The 14,381-nt window shown below is 64.3% G+C and carries 13 protein-coding genes; 8 read left to right on the top strand and 5 right to left on the bottom strand.

Going from position 1 to position 14,381, the window contains the following annotated elements:
* Positions 1 to 164: 164 nt before the first annotated feature.
* Positions 165 to 1,340, bottom strand: coding sequence for a CaiB/BaiF CoA transferase family protein (locus HU144_RS05185; protein ID WP_235350419.1), 1,176 nt, complete (start codon positions 1,338 to 1,340; stop codon positions 165 to 167).
* Between the two features lie 247 nt (positions 1,341 to 1,587).
* On the opposite strand from HU144_RS05185, the gene HU144_RS05180 reads away from it, so the two are divergent.
* Both HU144_RS05180 and HU144_RS05175 read left to right on the top strand, forming a co-directional pair.
* Positions 1,588 to 2,622, top strand: coding sequence for an agmatine deiminase family protein (locus tag HU144_RS05180; RefSeq protein ID WP_235350418.1), 1,035 nt, complete (start codon positions 1,588 to 1,590; stop codon positions 2,620 to 2,622).
* Positions 2,623 to 2,804: 182 nt separating this feature from the next.
* Positions 2,805 to 3,143 (top strand): YtxH domain-containing protein, encoded by a 339-nt coding sequence (locus HU144_RS05175; protein WP_235350417.1) that lies wholly within the window; start codon positions 2,805 to 2,807, stop codon positions 3,141 to 3,143.
* A 91-nt stretch (positions 3,144 to 3,234) separates the two neighbouring features.
* On the opposite strand, the gene cls is transcribed toward HU144_RS05175, so the two are convergent.
* Positions 3,235 to 4,731, bottom strand: a complete 1,497-nt coding sequence (gene cls, locus HU144_RS05170) for a cardiolipin synthase (RefSeq protein ID WP_235350416.1) — start codon at positions 4,729 to 4,731, stop codon at positions 3,235 to 3,237.
* 234 nt (positions 4,732 to 4,965) lie between these two features.
* Here cls and HU144_RS05165 point away from each other — a divergent pair, with 234 nt between their 5' ends.
* A complete protein-coding gene (locus HU144_RS05165) occupies positions 4,966 to 5,664 on the top strand; it encodes an NUDIX hydrolase (protein ID WP_235350415.1) in 699 nt (232 codons plus the stop codon).
* 103 nt (positions 5,665 to 5,767) lie between these two features.
* On the opposite strand, the gene HU144_RS05160 is transcribed toward HU144_RS05165, so the two are convergent.
* Both HU144_RS05160 and HU144_RS05155 read right to left on the bottom strand, forming a co-directional pair.
* Positions 5,768 to 6,622 carry an enoyl-CoA hydratase-related protein gene (locus tag HU144_RS05160; protein ID WP_235350414.1) on the bottom strand — a complete coding sequence of 285 codons (855 nt, stop codon included), beginning with the start codon at positions 6,620 to 6,622 and terminating at the stop codon, positions 5,768 to 5,770.
* 32 nt (positions 6,623 to 6,654) lie between these two features.
* A complete protein-coding gene (locus HU144_RS05155) occupies positions 6,655 to 7,935 on the bottom strand; it encodes an MFS transporter (RefSeq protein ID WP_235350413.1) in 1,281 nt (426 codons plus the stop codon).
* Between the two features lie 174 nt (positions 7,936 to 8,109).
* Between HU144_RS05155 and HU144_RS05150 the strand changes: the two genes are divergently transcribed.
* From HU144_RS05150 to HU144_RS05140, 3 genes are all read left to right on the top strand, one after another.
* Complete coding sequence (locus HU144_RS05150; RefSeq protein ID WP_235350412.1) at positions 8,110 to 8,550, top strand: TM2 domain-containing protein; 441 nt, start codon at positions 8,110 to 8,112, stop codon at positions 8,548 to 8,550.
* A gap of 107 nt (positions 8,551 to 8,657) precedes the next feature.
* Complete coding sequence (locus tag HU144_RS05145; RefSeq protein ID WP_101638891.1) at positions 8,658 to 10,223, top strand: FMN-binding glutamate synthase family protein; 1,566 nt, start codon at positions 8,658 to 8,660, stop codon at positions 10,221 to 10,223.
* 55 nt (positions 10,224 to 10,278) lie between these two features.
* The gene (locus HU144_RS05140; protein WP_235350411.1) at positions 10,279 to 10,848 is read left to right on the top strand and encodes a dienelactone hydrolase family protein; all 570 of its coding nucleotides are present in this window, start codon (positions 10,279 to 10,281) and stop codon (positions 10,846 to 10,848) included.
* Between the two features lie 259 nt (positions 10,849 to 11,107).
* Here HU144_RS05140 and HU144_RS05135 read toward each other — a convergent pair whose 3' ends face one another.
* A complete protein-coding gene (locus tag HU144_RS05135) occupies positions 11,108 to 11,911 on the bottom strand; it encodes a 3-oxoacyl-ACP reductase (RefSeq protein ID WP_235350410.1) in 804 nt (267 codons plus the stop codon).
* A 214-nt stretch (positions 11,912 to 12,125) separates the two neighbouring features.
* On the opposite strand from HU144_RS05135, the gene HU144_RS05130 reads away from it, so the two are divergent.
* Positions 12,126 to 13,220, top strand: a complete 1,095-nt coding sequence (locus HU144_RS05130) for a hypothetical protein (protein WP_096178010.1) — start codon at positions 12,126 to 12,128, stop codon at positions 13,218 to 13,220.
* Between the two features lie 127 nt (positions 13,221 to 13,347).
* Complete coding sequence (locus HU144_RS05125; protein WP_235350409.1) at positions 13,348 to 14,376, top strand: 3-oxoacyl-ACP synthase III; 1,029 nt, start codon at positions 13,348 to 13,350, stop codon at positions 14,374 to 14,376.
* The last annotated feature ends 5 nt before the right edge of the window (positions 14,377 to 14,381 follow it).

Raw genomic sequence — 14,381 nt, 5'->3', positions numbered from 1 at the left:
GAGCATCCCCCGTGTTTCACGAACCCGACCTGCCAGAACAGCTGTGAGAACGCATGACTGCCATCAGCCGGAGCCGACACACGGGCAATGCTGGGCATAACTCCGGGTGTGACCCGGACAATGCTCCGGGCATGGCCTGAACAATGACGGCGAAATGACTGCTCTCAGCGCGGGCCGCGCAGCCAGTCCTTGACTGCCTCCGTGTTCTCCCCCAGCTGCGGGGGCGCGAGATCGTAGCTGGGCGGGGTCTGGGACAGACGGATCGGATTGGCCACCGTCGGGATCACACGGCCCCCGGCCCCCGCCTCGGCGACGGGCTCGAGACCCAGCGAACTCGCCAGGTCGACACCCTGGGCGATCGTGTTGATCGGAGCGCACGGCAGACCGGCGTCCGACAGGATGTCGAACCATTCCTGATTCGTCTTCTCACTCAGCGCAGCGATGAGTTCGGGCTCGAGTTCGGCCCGGTTCTCGTTGCGGTCGGAGAAGTTCGCGAAGCGTTCATCCTCGGCCCACTCGGGATGGCCCAGCACCGCAGCAAGCAAACGGAACTGGTTGTCGTTGCCGACTGCGATGATGATCTGCCCCTCGGCGGTGGGCATCGGCTGGTAGGGGTACAGGCTCGGGTGGGCGTTGCCCATGGCCTGCGGGACGACACCGCCGGCCACGTACGCCGAGGTCTGGTTCGCCAGCCCCGACAGTGCCGAGGACAGGAGATTCGTCTCCACCAGCTGCCCCTCACCGGTGTCCTTGCGGTGGGCGAGCGCGGCGAGGATGCCGACGGTCGTGTGCAAGCCGGTGAACACGTCGACGACGGCGACCCCTGCCTTGACCGGGCCCGACTCCTGCGAACCGGTCACGCTCATGAAACCCGACAGTCCCTGGATGAGCAGATCGTAGCCGGGCTGCGGGTTATCTCGGCCGAACCCGGTCACCGAGGCGTAGATGATGCCCGGATTCTCGACCTTGACGGTGTCGTAGTCGAGCCCGTACTTCGCCAGCCCGCCGGCCTTGAAGTTCTCAACCAGAATGTCGGCCCGCCTGGCCAGCTCCTGCGCCAGACCCAGCTCCTCATCGTCCTTGAAGTCAAGGACCACGGAATGCTTGTTCCGATTCGCCGTGAGGAAATACGTCGCATCATCACCTCGCCGAGGTGGCGCCCAGTGCCGTGTATCGTCACCGGTCCTGCCCTCGACCTTGATCACTGTGGCACCGAGGTCGGCAAGCATCATCGTCGCGTAGGGCCCCGCCAGCACACGCGAGAAATCGGCGACGACCACTCCCGCCAACGGGCCGGTCCCGGACCGACCGAACAGTTCCTGCAGATACTGCTGTTCCACGTGCTGCCTCCCATGGCGCGTTCGACCCCTGATATCCAGGCGTCCTGTCCTCCAGGCCAGACTATACGGACTTCTCCCGCCGCAGACCGGCCCCGGGAGGTACGGAATCCGTTGACCCCCACGAGCCGAACCTCGCTACACTCGGGACAAGCCAACTGCTGCCTGCGGCACCGGGGAGAGTTCACTGCGGTGCGAAGCTCAACCGACCACGAGGCTCACCAGTCAGCCTGACTCGAAGGGATGAACGATGACGTTTCACATTCCCGCGGAAACCGCTGCCCATGACCGCATCTGGATGGCGTTCCCATCCTCCGGCTATGCCTTGGGCGACACCGAGGACGAGGCCGAAGCCGCCCGCCGCACCTGGGCCGCGGTGGCGCGTGCCACCAGCGAGTTCACTCCGGTGACCGTCGTGGTCTCGACCTCGCAGACAGATAATGCACGGCACCACCTCGGCGAGGGGATCAGTCATCCGATCACTGTGGTCAATGCCGAACTCGACGATGCGTGGATGCGCGATATCGGACCGAGCTTCGTCGTCGACGACAACGGTGCACTGCACGCGGTGGACTGGGTGTTCAACGGCTGGGGTGCCCAGGAGTGGGCGAAGTGGGATCACGATGAGCACATCGGCCGCTTCGTCGCGAACCAGGCAGGCGTCCCGATCGTGGATTCCCAGCTGCGCAATGAGGGCGGCGGCTTCCACGTCGACGGACAGGGCACCGTGTTGGCTACGCGCAGCGTACAGCTGGATCCTGGTCGCAATCCCGACCTGACCGAGGCCGAGGTGGAGGCCGAATTCGCCCGTACCATCGGGGCGAAGAAGGTCATCTGGCTCGACCACGGCCTCTACCGCGACAACCAGACCTTCGGCACGCGCGGCCATGTCGACATCGTCGCGGCCATGCCCAGCCCGGGCGTCATCCTCATCCACGATCAGCGCAATCCCGAACACCCGGACTTCGAATTCTCTCAGCAGCTCAAGACCCGATTCACCGCCGAGACCACTGCCGAAGGCCAGCCCTTCGACGTCGTGCCGATTCCGGCCCCCGAGGTGCTGCGCGATGATGACGACTGGGTCGACTACTCCTACGTCAACCACCTCGTCACCAATGACGGGGTCATCGCCTGCACCTTCGACGATCCGATGGACGCCGAAGCGGTCGCCGTGCTCGAGAAGGTGTACCCAGGGCGCAAGGTCGTCGGCGTCGATGCACGCGAACTCTACGCCCGCGGCGGTGGGATCCACTGCATCACCCAGCAGCAGCCCACGGTGGACTGAACGCCGAATAACTGTATCTTCTCCACAAATCTGGGACGATATCCTTTCACTGTGGAACCATCGGCAGTATAAGGTGGTGAACCAGGGCACAGTGCCGATGCGCACGATCGTCGATCATCGTCGGTCTGCGCACTCACACGTGTTGCATGCAGTCACGGCAAGCTGAGAAGGAGAGCAGGAAAATGAAGAAGCGATTGATTCTCCTGGCAGGTCTGGGAGTCGGTTACGTGCTCGGATCACGCACCGGACGTCAGAGCTACGAAAAGCTCAAGGCCCAGGCACAGGATCTCTGGGCCGACCCGCGAGTGCAGGACACCGTCGAGAAGGCCAACCAGTCGATCCGCGAGAAGTCACCGGCCGTCGCCGATGCCGTGCAGACAGCAGCCGACAAGGTCAACTCCGCCGCTGGGACCCCAGGTGCCACCTCCACGGACACCCCCGAGGTCAAGGACGATGTCATGGCAGACCCCATGCGCGATCTCGATGACGAAGGCCCATCCGGACTCTCCGAAGACACCTGAGGCTCGTCAAAGACAACGCTCCCGCACACTGATCAGTGTGCGGGAGCGTTGTCATATCCGGCGCAGTTCAGAGCAGCGAGCTCGTGGCAGTTCAGAGCAGCGAGCTCGTGAGTCTGGCGACGTTCTCCACATACTTGTGCAGCAGCGGCCGATCGTTCCAACGTTCGGCGTCGAGCTCGACGGAGTTCGGCGCGTACCGCTGCGCTTCGAGGTCGTACATCCGCTGGGTGAACTCCTTGTCGACGATGAACATGGTGACCTCCATGTTCATCGCGAACGATCGCTCATCCATGTTTGAGGATCCGATGATCGAGACTTCATCGTCGATCAAGAGAAACTTCGAATGCAGCACGGTCGGGGCGTGGTACAGGAAGATCCGGACTCCGGCTCGCACCAGATCGGCGTAATAGGACTGCTGGGCCCGTTGCGTCACCCAATGGTCGCTCGTCTCCCCCACATACAGGCGCACGTCGACTCCGGACCGGGCCTCTGTCGTGAGCGCGTGCATGAGCGACTCGTCGGGCACGAAGTACGGTGAGCAGACGACGACGCTGCGGTTCGCGTTGTAGATGAGGTGATTGAACAGACGCAGATTGTTCTCGTCTTCGAACCCTGGTCCAGACGGCACCACCTGCGCCTGGATGCCGCCGTTCTGCGGTGCCCGGAGTTCCCCTTGCGAGGCTTCGTCGAAGAGTTCCCCCGTCTCCGAATACCAGTCCGTGATGAAGACCGCATCGAGTTCATCGACGACTGGGCCGCTGCACTTCAGCGACAGGTCCATCCATTGGAAGCCCTTCCGCAGGTTGCGTCGCTTGTTGTAGGACCGGTCGATGATGTTCTGCGACCCGGTGAAGGCGACCTCGCCGTCGACGACGAGGATCTTCCGGTGGTTGCGCAGGTCGGGTCGCTGGTATTCGCCCTTCCAGGGACGGATCGGCAGGGCTCGGCGCCACGCCACTCCCGATGAGTTGAGCCGCTTGACCAGGTCCGAGTAGCCGGGATATCCCAGTGAACCCAGATGGTCGATGAGGATTCTCACCCGAACCCCGCGCTCGTGCGCGGCCAGCAGCGATTCGAAGAGCCGCCTCGTCGTGTCATCGATGGCGACGATGTAGAACTCGAAGTGGACGAACCGAGTGGCCGCATCGATCTCGTCGGCCATCGCCTCCATGCAGGCGTGGTTGTCGATCTGCAGATCGAAGGCGTTGCCGTGCGTCATCGGCAGCGCGCCCAGTTCGAAGTTGAGCTGCGCTGCGGTGCTCAGCGGTTCGGGCATGTGGGCGGAGTCGCCGATGATCGCCCGATCGTCGGTCTGGTCCCGGAAGATGTCGTTGACGAGCACCTGTTTGTCCCGCCGCCTCTTCGGCAGCTTCGCTGAGCCCAGCAGCAGGAACGCGAGAATTCCGACGTAGGGGATGAGGAAGATTGCGAGCAGCCAGCCGAGCGCGACAGATGGTCTGCGGTTGTGCGGAATCCAGCCCAGCGCAACGATGCGGATGATCATGTCGATCGCCAGAAGTGTGACAATCAGCCAGTTCGGCCACGCCTGATCGATTGAGAAGAAAAGATAGTTCTCCAATCTGGTCATGTCCTTACTCTTCCGGTCTGCGGGCCGTCAACGCCGGGTGCCGCGCTCAGACTCCCAGGCACCAGAGCTCAAGCTGCCTTGAGAAACTCGCCGTCGGTCTCGTCTGGCACCATCGTATCCTGCCGCATGATTTCCAATGAGTTCGCCCCAGCGGCCCACCCCGCCTCCGCCGAGGACAACAGTCACAGTCATAATGGAAGGTGACGAGCAGACACAGAGGCGAAGGTGCTGACAGTGATTCGAGAAATCTCCCCCGAGGGGTCCGACCGTTCGGACCTCGCCGATTCCTCCAGCCGCGGGCCCGATGTGCCCGACCCCTCGGCCGTGCCGATCAAGCCCGCCGTCAGCGTGCTCATGATCCGCGACGGTGCCACGGGGCTCGAGGTCTTCGTCCAGCATCGGGTGTCGACGATGGACTTCGCCGCCGGCGTCGTCGTCTTCCCCGGCGGCCGCGTCGATCCCATCGATGAGCAGACTGCGGCCTCCATCGCGGTCCCCGATCCGCAGAGTCATCAGGCAGCGTGGAAGGACTCCACCATCGCCGAGGTGGCCGATGGTTGGCGCATCCTGCTCGCCACCGCTGTGCGTGAGGTCGAAGAGGAGACAGGAGCCGTGCTCGACCCGGCAGGGCTGAAGCCGTGGGCGAATTGGGTGACCCCGGCAGGGCGCCCGAAGCGATTCGACACCTACTTCTACGCGCTCTCGGCCGGCGACCTTGAGTCGGCCCATCATCAGACCACCGAGGCGCATTCGAGTGAATGGATGTCGGTGGCCCAGATCCTGACCGACGAAGCCGAGGAGCGTCTTAAGCTGATGCGCCCGACGCTCGTGCTCATGCGCGAGCTCGACACGTTCGACACCGCCGCCGAGGTGGTCGGATCCGCCCGGAGCATCGACCCGGTCCGCCCGGAGTTCCCCGGCAAGCACGGCTGAGCCTCGCCGGGCCGTCACGGCTGAGCCGCGGCGGGTCGTCACGGCTGAGCCGCGGCGGACCGTCAGCTGAGCGGCCGGCACATCACAACTGCGTCGCTGCGCCTCAGCCCTTCGACCGCTTGGCCATGCGCGCCAGCCGTTCTGTGACGACCTCGCGCTGCTCGTCGGTGCCGATGAGTGAGGCCAGCGCCTCCTGCTCTGCATCGAGGCCCGTGGCCAGGTCAGCCTCATAGGAGAGGTCCACGAGCTTCTTCGCCCACACGAGTGCCGAGCGTGATTTCCCCGCGATGTCGGCGGCAAGTTCGAGAGCTCGCTCGACCGGGTCCTCGGCCAGCTCTTCGACGAGACCGATCCGCAGCGCCTCCTCGGCGCCGATGGCCTCGCCTGTGGCGATGAGCTTCTTCGCCGTTCCGGGCCCGACCAGGCGCGGCAGCAGCTGAGTCCCGCACATGTCCGGGATTATCCCCCATTTGATCTCCATCAGCGAAAGCTGGACGTCGGGTCCGGCGATGCGGATGTCCGTGCCCAGCGCGATCTGCATCCCACCGCCGAGCGCCGGACCCCTGAGTCCGGCGATGACCGGAACTTCGATCAGGGACCACACGTGTACGGCTTTCTGCGCCAGTGCCCGAGCGGACCCGAGCCGCTCACCCACGTCGACGGCGCCTTCGGTCGGTGACTCGGACCCCGCACCCGCCTCGGCGGAGGTCGTCGCGGTGCCTTCCTCCGCGAGCCTGGACATCTCGGTGAAGTCCAGGCCAGCACTGAACGCCCGCCCGCGGCCGGAGAGCACGACGGCCCTGACCTCAGTCGATTCCCTGAGCGCGAGGCCGACCTCGACGAGGTCTTCGAACACCTCTCTGGTCAGTGAGTTGAGCTTCTCGGCGCGGTCGATCTCCACATGGGCGACGCCCCGGTCGATCGTATAGGTGACGTTCGAATGTGCTGCGTGGGGCATGAAGTCCTCCGGTTCTTAAGCTGAACGAATGATCAGCTGCGTTTTTTGAACCCTATCGAAGCCCCGGTCAACGTCAAGATCAGAACGGCGAACAATGAGGTCATGCACATCACGACCACGCCCGGCCACGCGAAAACGGTGAACAGAACCGCCGACAGCCAGGCGCCCAGGCTGGTGCCCAGATAGTAGACGGTGAGATAGATGGCCGCCGATCGGGTGGAGTCGACACCGGGCCGTGAGGCGCTGGCTGACGCGGATGCGCCCGTGTGGCCGAGGAAGAAGCCGCCGGTGAGCAGAGACATGCCGATGATGATCACCGGCAGATCATCGACGAGAGTGAGTCCGGCGCCGACAAGTGCTGTGACCATCCCGATCAGTGTCAACGAGGTGCGCGAGAGCCTCGTGGCCAACCGACCGTAGTACGTGGTGACGACGGTGCCGACGAGGTAGATGAGGAAGAACAGTGCGACTGCGCCTTCGCTCAGCCGCCAGGGATCATGCTGCAGCCGAGTGCCGAGCATCGTGAAGGAGCCGCCGAAGACGATCATGCACAGGAAGCCGGTGAGGTAGATCCGCCACAGCCCCGATCTCAGCGGAATGATCGCCCGCCGAGCTGGCTGCGCGGTGTCCGCTGCTGCCGAGGATTCTGCATCGGACGTCGACTCCTGCTCTGTCGCCGCCGGTTCCGGCGCAGTCATCGACGATTCGCGGGCGGCGATCACTCGTGAGGTGGTGAAGAGATCGTGGCGGAGCAGCCAGACCACGATGAGCCCGAAGACCAGAGAGACTGCCGCGGTGAACGCCAGGCCGCCGTGCCAGCCGAGGCCCTCCGCGGCAAGACCGGTCAGGAGCCGGGAGGAGAGTCCGCCGATCGTATTGCCGGCGATGTAGACACCGATAGCGCCGGGCAGCGCCTTCGCCGGCAGCCGCAGCGAAAGATAGGCCATTGCGGTGGCAGGCACCGAGGCGATCGCCACGCCTTGGAGGAAGCGGACCGCGATGAGCAGTTCGGGGCTCGGCATGAACGGCAGGATGAGCGCGAGGAGCGCGGCCAGGACCACGCCGCCGGCGATCTGCCTGGCATGCCCGATGCGCGGGGCGAGCATGGAGAACGGGATGAGGAAGACGGCCATGGCAACGTTGGTGGCGGAGACCGTCAGGCTCGCTGTGGGAGCGTCGATGTCGTAGGCGCCGCGGATGGCGGGGAGCAGTCCCTGCGTCTCATAGAGCACGAGGAAGACCGAGACTCCGGCCAAGAACACCGCCACGATGGTTCGCCGAGTACTCGTCGCGCTCGGCTCACCAGTACTCATAGTCCCAACGCTATGCCGATACTGGGGAAAACCCCAATGCGCGAACACTCACGTGCTTCCTAGGCTGTACTCAGATCCCCCACCTGACGCCCATCCCCCGGTTCTCCGCGGCACGTCGATCACATCACGTCGATCGCTCCCCGGAGAGCGGCGACGCAAGAGAAGGAGAACACCGTGTCCGTGTCGCCTCTGGTCCCCGAACTGCCCTCCATCGACCCCTTCGATTCCCTCAATTCCCTTGACTCCCTTGAACGTCCGGGTTCCGTGAAACGACCGAACTCCGACAATGAGGCCGAGCACAACCATCCCAACCGCTCCTTCTTCGTCACCTGGCTCCTATCGCTCCTGCTGGGCTTCCTCGGTGCCGACCGCCTCTACACGGGACGTTTCCTCACCGGCGGGCTCAAGCTGGTCAGCCTCGGCGGACTGGGCCTGTGGTGGGTCATCGACCTCGTCATCGTCATGGCCGGCGGACTTCGCTACGACAACCGTCCCCTCAGCGGTTACGACTCCTGGAAGGAAGTCGCGTGGATCGCCACGGGGTTCCTCCTCATCATCGGCTACTCCCTCCAGCTCGACGAACTGGTCCAGGCGCTGCTCATACGAGTGTTCTGAGCCAGACGGGCGGAAATTTAGCCCACCCTTTCCTGAAATCCCCGTGTTCTCGGTTTAGGCTCGCATCAAGCACAGACCGAAGAAGTTCAAGGAAAGGTCGGTACCCCATGGTCAGCCAGCTCGGAGGAGACTCAACAGGAAAGCGCGTGGCTCAGGCCGCTGCCGCCGTCTCAGCGCTCGGCCTCGGCGCCCTCGCCGCCTGGGATGTGACCCAGAAGAAGCATTCGATCCTGCGCAACTATCCGGTCGCCGGTCACGCACGGTATCTGCTCGAGTCGATTCGCCCAGAGATCCAGCAGTACTTCATCGAGCGGAACTGGGATGGCCGTCCGTACAATCGCAACACTCGCGCAATAATCTACGAACGCGCCAAAGGCAAGCACTCCGAAAGCGCCTTCGGGACTGAACGCGATGTCAATCGCACGGGCTACGAGGCCCTCATGCACTCCACGGTTCCGATCACGAGCTCCCCCACTCCCCCGCGGATCCGTGTCGGCGGGGCGGAATGCACACAGCCCTATGACATCTCGCTCCTCAACGTCTCGGCCATGAGCTTCGGATCGCTGAGTGACAATGCGGTGCGCTCGCTCAACAAAGGCGCCGCCCTGGGTGGGTTCGCCCAGGACACCGGAGAAGGCTCGATCACGCCCTATCACCAGGAGTTCGGCGGCGACCTGATCTGGGAGATCGGCACCGGCTACTTCGGCTGCCGAACCCCCGAGGGCGAATTCGCTCCGGACGTCTTCGCCCAGAAAGCACAGGACCCACAGGTCAAGATGGTCTCTCTCAAGCTTTCCCAGGGTGCCAAACCCGGCCTCGGCGGCGTCCTGCCCGGCCCGAAGGTCACCGAGGAGATCTCAGAGATCCGCGGCATTCCCGTCGGCAAGACCTGTGTCAGCCCACCGAACCACAGCGTGTTCTCGACGCCGATCGAGCTCCTGCAGTTCATCGAGCAGATGCGAAAGCTCTCCGGCGGCAAGCCTGCTGGTTTCAAGCTCTGTGTTGGTTCGCGCACCGAATTCCTCGGCATCTGCAAGGCGATGGTCGAGACTGGCATCACTCCAGACTTCATCATCGTCGACGGCTCTGAAGGCGGCACGGGAGCTGCGCCGCTCGAATTCGAGAACCACGTCGGCCTGCCCCTGACACAGGGCCTGATGATCGTGCACAACGCGCTCATGGGTGCGGGACTGCGGGATCGCATCAAGATCGGTGCGGCAGGGAAGATCGCGGCCGGTTCCGACATCGTCAAGCGACTCATCCAGGGTGCCGACTTCACGATGGCAGCTCGTGCCATGATGATGGCCGTCGGCTGCATTCAGGCTCAGGTCTGCCACACAGGCAAGTGCCCCGTCGGCGTGGCCACACAGGATCCTCGCCGAGCTCGCGCCATCGATGTTCCCGACAAGTCGACTCGCGTGAAGAACTACCACGACGGCACCGTCACCGAGGCCGTGCGCCTGATGGCTTCGATGGGCGTGGCCCATCCGGATGAGCTGGAACCGACGATGCTGCGTCGCAATGTCTCGGAGTCTGAGTCCTGGTCCTACGCTCGTCTCTACGACTGGCTCAAGCCCGGCGAGCTGCTCAGCGGCGCTCCCGATGACTGGGCTGCCGATTGGGAGACGGCACAGGTCGACTCCTTCGCCATCCCGCACGGCCGCAGCCGCTGAGTCATACCTTGAGCCGCGGCAGTGCTGGATTCAACTGAGACAACAGGAGATCGCCATGGCAACCCTCGTTCTGCTCCATTCCGCACTGGGCAAGACTCCCGGCGTCGAAGCGATCGCCGATCGATACAGAGCCGCCGGGCACACCGTGCTCACCCCCGATGTCTACGAGGGACGCACGTTCACCACCGCCGAGGCCGGGGTCGGTCACTCGCAGGACGTCGGGTTCTCTCAGCTGGTCGATCGGGCTGCCGCGGCCTGTGCTGACCTGACTGGTGAGATCGTCTTCGCCGGGCTCTCCCTCGGTGCCGGCATCGCCCAGCAGATGGGCAAGAACGACGCGCGGGCACGGGGCGCGCTCCTCTTCCACGGCGGCGGCTTCCCCAAGCCCACGCGATGGCAGGAGAATGTGCCCGTCCAGATCCATTTCTCAGTCGATGACGAGTGGAGAGACGCAGCTGCGCCACAGACTCTGCTGGAGTCGGCTACCCGAGCGGGGGCGCAGGCGGAGTATTTCCTCTACCCGGGCGGGAGTCACCTCTTCAGCGATCCGCTGGTCGCTGACTACCGAGGGGACAGCGCGCAGCTGCTCCTCGACCGCAGTCTGGCGTTCCTCGACCGGGTCTGAGTCGCCGACACCGGCCGACCTGACAGTGGGACACCGGCCGCCCTGGCCGTGGGACACTGAGCGACCTGGCAGTGGGACGCTGAGCACCGCGCGGACACCTTAGCGTCAACGGGCGACTTTATACCCTGCCCCCTCGACGCTAAGTGGTCCGCTCGATGCGGCTGGAGCGAGCACCCCGCTGCTGGGGCAGATGCTGGCGACAGCCGCGACGCTCCTCAGCCCCGATTCAGCCGCGACGCTCCTCAACCGTGGCGCGACCTCAGCCCATCACCAGTCCGTTGTCGACGACGAGGTTCTGGCCCGTCACCGCGCGTGAGGCCGGTGATGCGAAGAACACCACCGCCGAGGCGAATTCCTCCGGAGTCGTCACATGTCCCAGCGGAGTCTGGGCCGCAATCTGGTCGAAGACCTCTTCCGGAGTCGCCGAGGAGGCATCGGTCGTGCGCAGCAGCCCACCGGAGACCATATTCACTCTGACTCCCGCTGGCCCGAGGTCCTTGGCGAAGGTCCTCGTCAAGGACAGCAGGGCTGCCTTCGCTGCGGTGTAGTCATGGTAGGGCACAACGGGGTTCTGCACGAGGTTGGATCCGATGTTGATGACCCGCCCCGATCCGATCTCGCGGAATCCGCTCATCGCCGCCTGGACGGTGTTGAGGGCGGCACCGACGGCACCTCGGAACTGGTCGGCGAAATCTGAGAAGTCGATCTCATCCGCCGGCTGCCGCTCCTCACCGTTGAAGGAGAAATCGACGAGGGCATTGTTGACCACGGTCGACACCGGCGCCCCGAACTCGGTGTGCGCGGCAGCGAACATCGCGTCAACGGCTCGCGAGTCGGTGACATCAGCCTCGATGGCCACTGCACGCCCACCGCGAGCACGGACCGCCTCGGCGAGTTCCTCCGCTGCTTCGGCGGAGTAGCGGTAGTTGATGACGAGCGCTGATTCCTCATGAGCGAAGGCCTTCGCGATGGATGATCCGACCCCGCGGCCGGCCCCGGTGACGAGGACGACCTGCTGGTCCAAGGGCATGGCCGATGTCGTGAATGCCTGGGCGTTGCTCATCGCGATTCTCCTTCGAATGCTGGGCGGTCCTCGGCGGTGCCGAGGTCATATCCGGTCGTGATCTCACCCTACCCGCGCGGTGGGGCACCGATGCCATTCTCGGGTGCGTCTTGACCGGTCGCCGGGTGTGTTGCGGCGCTCAAACGTGATTACCTGGCCGATCCTCCTTAGACTGAGCACACGACCATCGTTGTCCATCCCCAGGAAGTCCCTCATGAGCGAGCTCGGAGCCAGCATCTCAATCGGAGTCCTCGCGGCACTCGTCGTTCTCATCATCTACCTGATCGCGTCCCGAATCGGGCGATGGCAGCCTGCTCCGCAGCGTCGGCCCCAGGGAGGACAGGCGCCGCAGCAGCCCGGGTACGGCCCCGGCGGCTACGGTCAGCAGGGCTACGCGCCGGGAGCACGACCGCGAGGCGGCTCCTACGATCAGTCGACGCGTGCCTACACTCAGCCGACGCAGGCCTATGATCAGACGACTCGCGCCTATCCCCAACAGCCCGAGCGCGTCTACGGCATGAGCGAGGACGAGACTCGTGTGCTGCCCGCGACCGGGGCCGACACCGATCCACGGGCCACGAAGGCTGAACTCAGAGACAACATCGGCCAGTCGGGGCAGATGGTCGAGACGAACCGTCGCGCGGCCACCTCCTCGAACGGTGACACGCTGGCGGTGTTCACGTATATCTTCGGCGCCGCCCTCATCGCCGTCATCGCGTTCGTGTTCTTCAACAATCTCCTCCTCCCCGCTACGGTCGGCGCACTGGCCGGCGCGATCATCTGCGTGGCGTTGGCATCGACCTACACGCTGAAGTCCCTCGAATTCTGGCCGGACAATTCGACGATCACCATCATCAACCTCCTCGTGGCCCTGGCCGCCTCCGTCGCCATGTTCATCGGTGCCGAGCAGACCGAACGCGACGGATTCACACTGGGCCGCATCACCGATTCCTTCGCCGCACTGCCCTTCAGCGAAGGATTCACCGGTTTCGCCACCGCCATCGCCGATCGCGTCGTCGAGTTCTTCCGCGAATTCGGGTTCATGGGCTTCATCTTCCTGATCCTCATGGGCGTCGGCTGCATCATCGTCTTCACTCTGGCGGCCAAGTCACTCATCGACGTCATGGACTGGCGCATCTTCGTCCAGTTCGGACGCTTCGTCACCGACCGCCCCATGTCCCATTCGCGTGCCGTTCGCTTCCAGTCTTCGAAGGTTTCGCACACCGTGACGTCGATCATTCTGGCCGGGATCGCGGTCCTCTGCGCGACCGGAATGGCCTATGACGGATTCACCTGGTTCACTCGCTGAGAAACAATTCAGCCTGATGGATATAAGATAGTCTCCGGACTTCCCCGTCGTGGCGCGCTCCAAGAGTGCGTCGCATCGGCCCTCAGCAGACGACGACGAACGACCCGCAAAGGGATGAGAACCTCAATTGGCGAATGGCAACGCAACATTCCGGCACTCGAACGTGGCGCTTCTCGGCCTGACTGAGATCCTCGCCCCGAACGAAGTGACCTCTCAAGAATTCGACGATCGCCTCGCCGATACCCTGTCCATGCTCAACCTGCCGACCGGGCTGCTGCAGCGCGTTGCGGGAGTCTACGCGCGACGCAACTGGGATCAGCCGAATCAGTTCGCCGACGGTGCGATCGCCGCTGGCAAGAAGGCCCTCGCCGAGGCTGGGGTCTCCCCCGACTCGATCGGACTGATGGTCAACACCTCGGTCACGCGTGAGCACCTCGAGCCCTCAGTGGCCGTCGGCGTGCACGCCGGCATCGGCCTGGGCTCCCAGGCGATGAACTTCGACATCGCCAACGCCTGCCTGGGCTTCGTCAACGGAATGACCCTGGCCGCGAACATGATCGACGCCGGTCAGATCGAATACGCCCTCGTCGTCGCCGGCGAAGACGCCTCCCGCGTCCAAGAGGCCACACTGGCCCGACTGACCCGTCCCGGCATCAGCCGCGAGGAATACCTCAACGAGTTCGCATCCCTGACACTGGGGTCCGGTGCCTCCGCCGCCGTCCTCGGGCCAGCCGACAAGCACCCGGAGGGCCACCGCATCCTGGGCGGCATCACCCGCGCCGCGACCCAGCACCACGAACTGTGCGTGGGCGATCACAACGGAATGTTCACCGACACCAAGGGTCTGCTGGCCGGCGGGATGGAACTCGTCGTCGCCGCGTGGGAAGAAGCCCACGAGGACGGCTGGAACTGGCGCGAGATGGATCGCTACGTCATGCACCAGGTCTCCGACGTGCACGTCAACTCGATCACGAAGGCCGCGAACCTCGATCCCGATCGGATTCCGGTCACCTATCCCGAACTCGGCAATGTGGGACCGGCTTCCCTGCCGATCACGCTCAGCCGTGAGGCATCACACCTCAAACCCGGCGACCGCATCCTGTGCATGGGAGTCGGGTCGGGACTCAACGCCGCAATGACCGAAATCGAGTGGTAGAGGTT

It is taken from the genome of Brevibacterium sp. UCMA 11752 (genome assembly GCF_021532235.1).
GTDB lineage: Bacteria > Actinomycetota > Actinomycetes > Actinomycetales > Brevibacteriaceae > Brevibacterium > Brevibacterium antiquum.
The sequence above is the reverse complement of the archived record's forward strand: the minus strand, read 5'-3'. Positions and strand labels throughout refer to the sequence as shown.

Excerpts from the sequence above, each read along its gene's own strand:
- HU144_RS05180 (WP_235350418.1), top strand. The coding sequence starts at position 1,588 with ATGACGTTTCACATTCCCGCGGAAACCGCTGCCCATGACCGCATCTGG.
- HU144_RS05175 (WP_235350417.1), top strand. The coding sequence starts at position 2,805 with ATGAAGAAGCGATTGATTCTCCTGGCAGGTCTGGGAGTCGGTTACGTG.
- cls (WP_235350416.1), bottom strand. The coding sequence starts at position 4,731 with ATGACCAGATTGGAGAACTATCTTTTCTTCTCAATCGATCAGGCGTGG.
- HU144_RS05160 (WP_235350414.1), bottom strand. The coding sequence starts at position 6,622 with ATGCCCCACGCAGCACATTCGAACGTCACCTATACGATCGACCGGGGC.
- HU144_RS05155 (WP_235350413.1), bottom strand. The coding sequence starts at position 7,935 with ATGAGTACTGGTGAGCCGAGCGCGACGAGTACTCGGCGAACCATCGTG.
- HU144_RS05145 (WP_101638891.1), top strand. The coding sequence starts at position 8,658 with ATGGTCAGCCAGCTCGGAGGAGACTCAACAGGAAAGCGCGTGGCTCAG.
- HU144_RS05140 (WP_235350411.1), top strand. The coding sequence starts at position 10,279 with ATGGCAACCCTCGTTCTGCTCCATTCCGCACTGGGCAAGACTCCCGGC.
- HU144_RS05135 (WP_235350410.1), bottom strand. The coding sequence starts at position 11,911 with ATGAGCAACGCCCAGGCATTCACGACATCGGCCATGCCCTTGGACCAG.
- HU144_RS05130 (WP_096178010.1), top strand. The coding sequence starts at position 12,126 with ATGAGCGAGCTCGGAGCCAGCATCTCAATCGGAGTCCTCGCGGCACTC.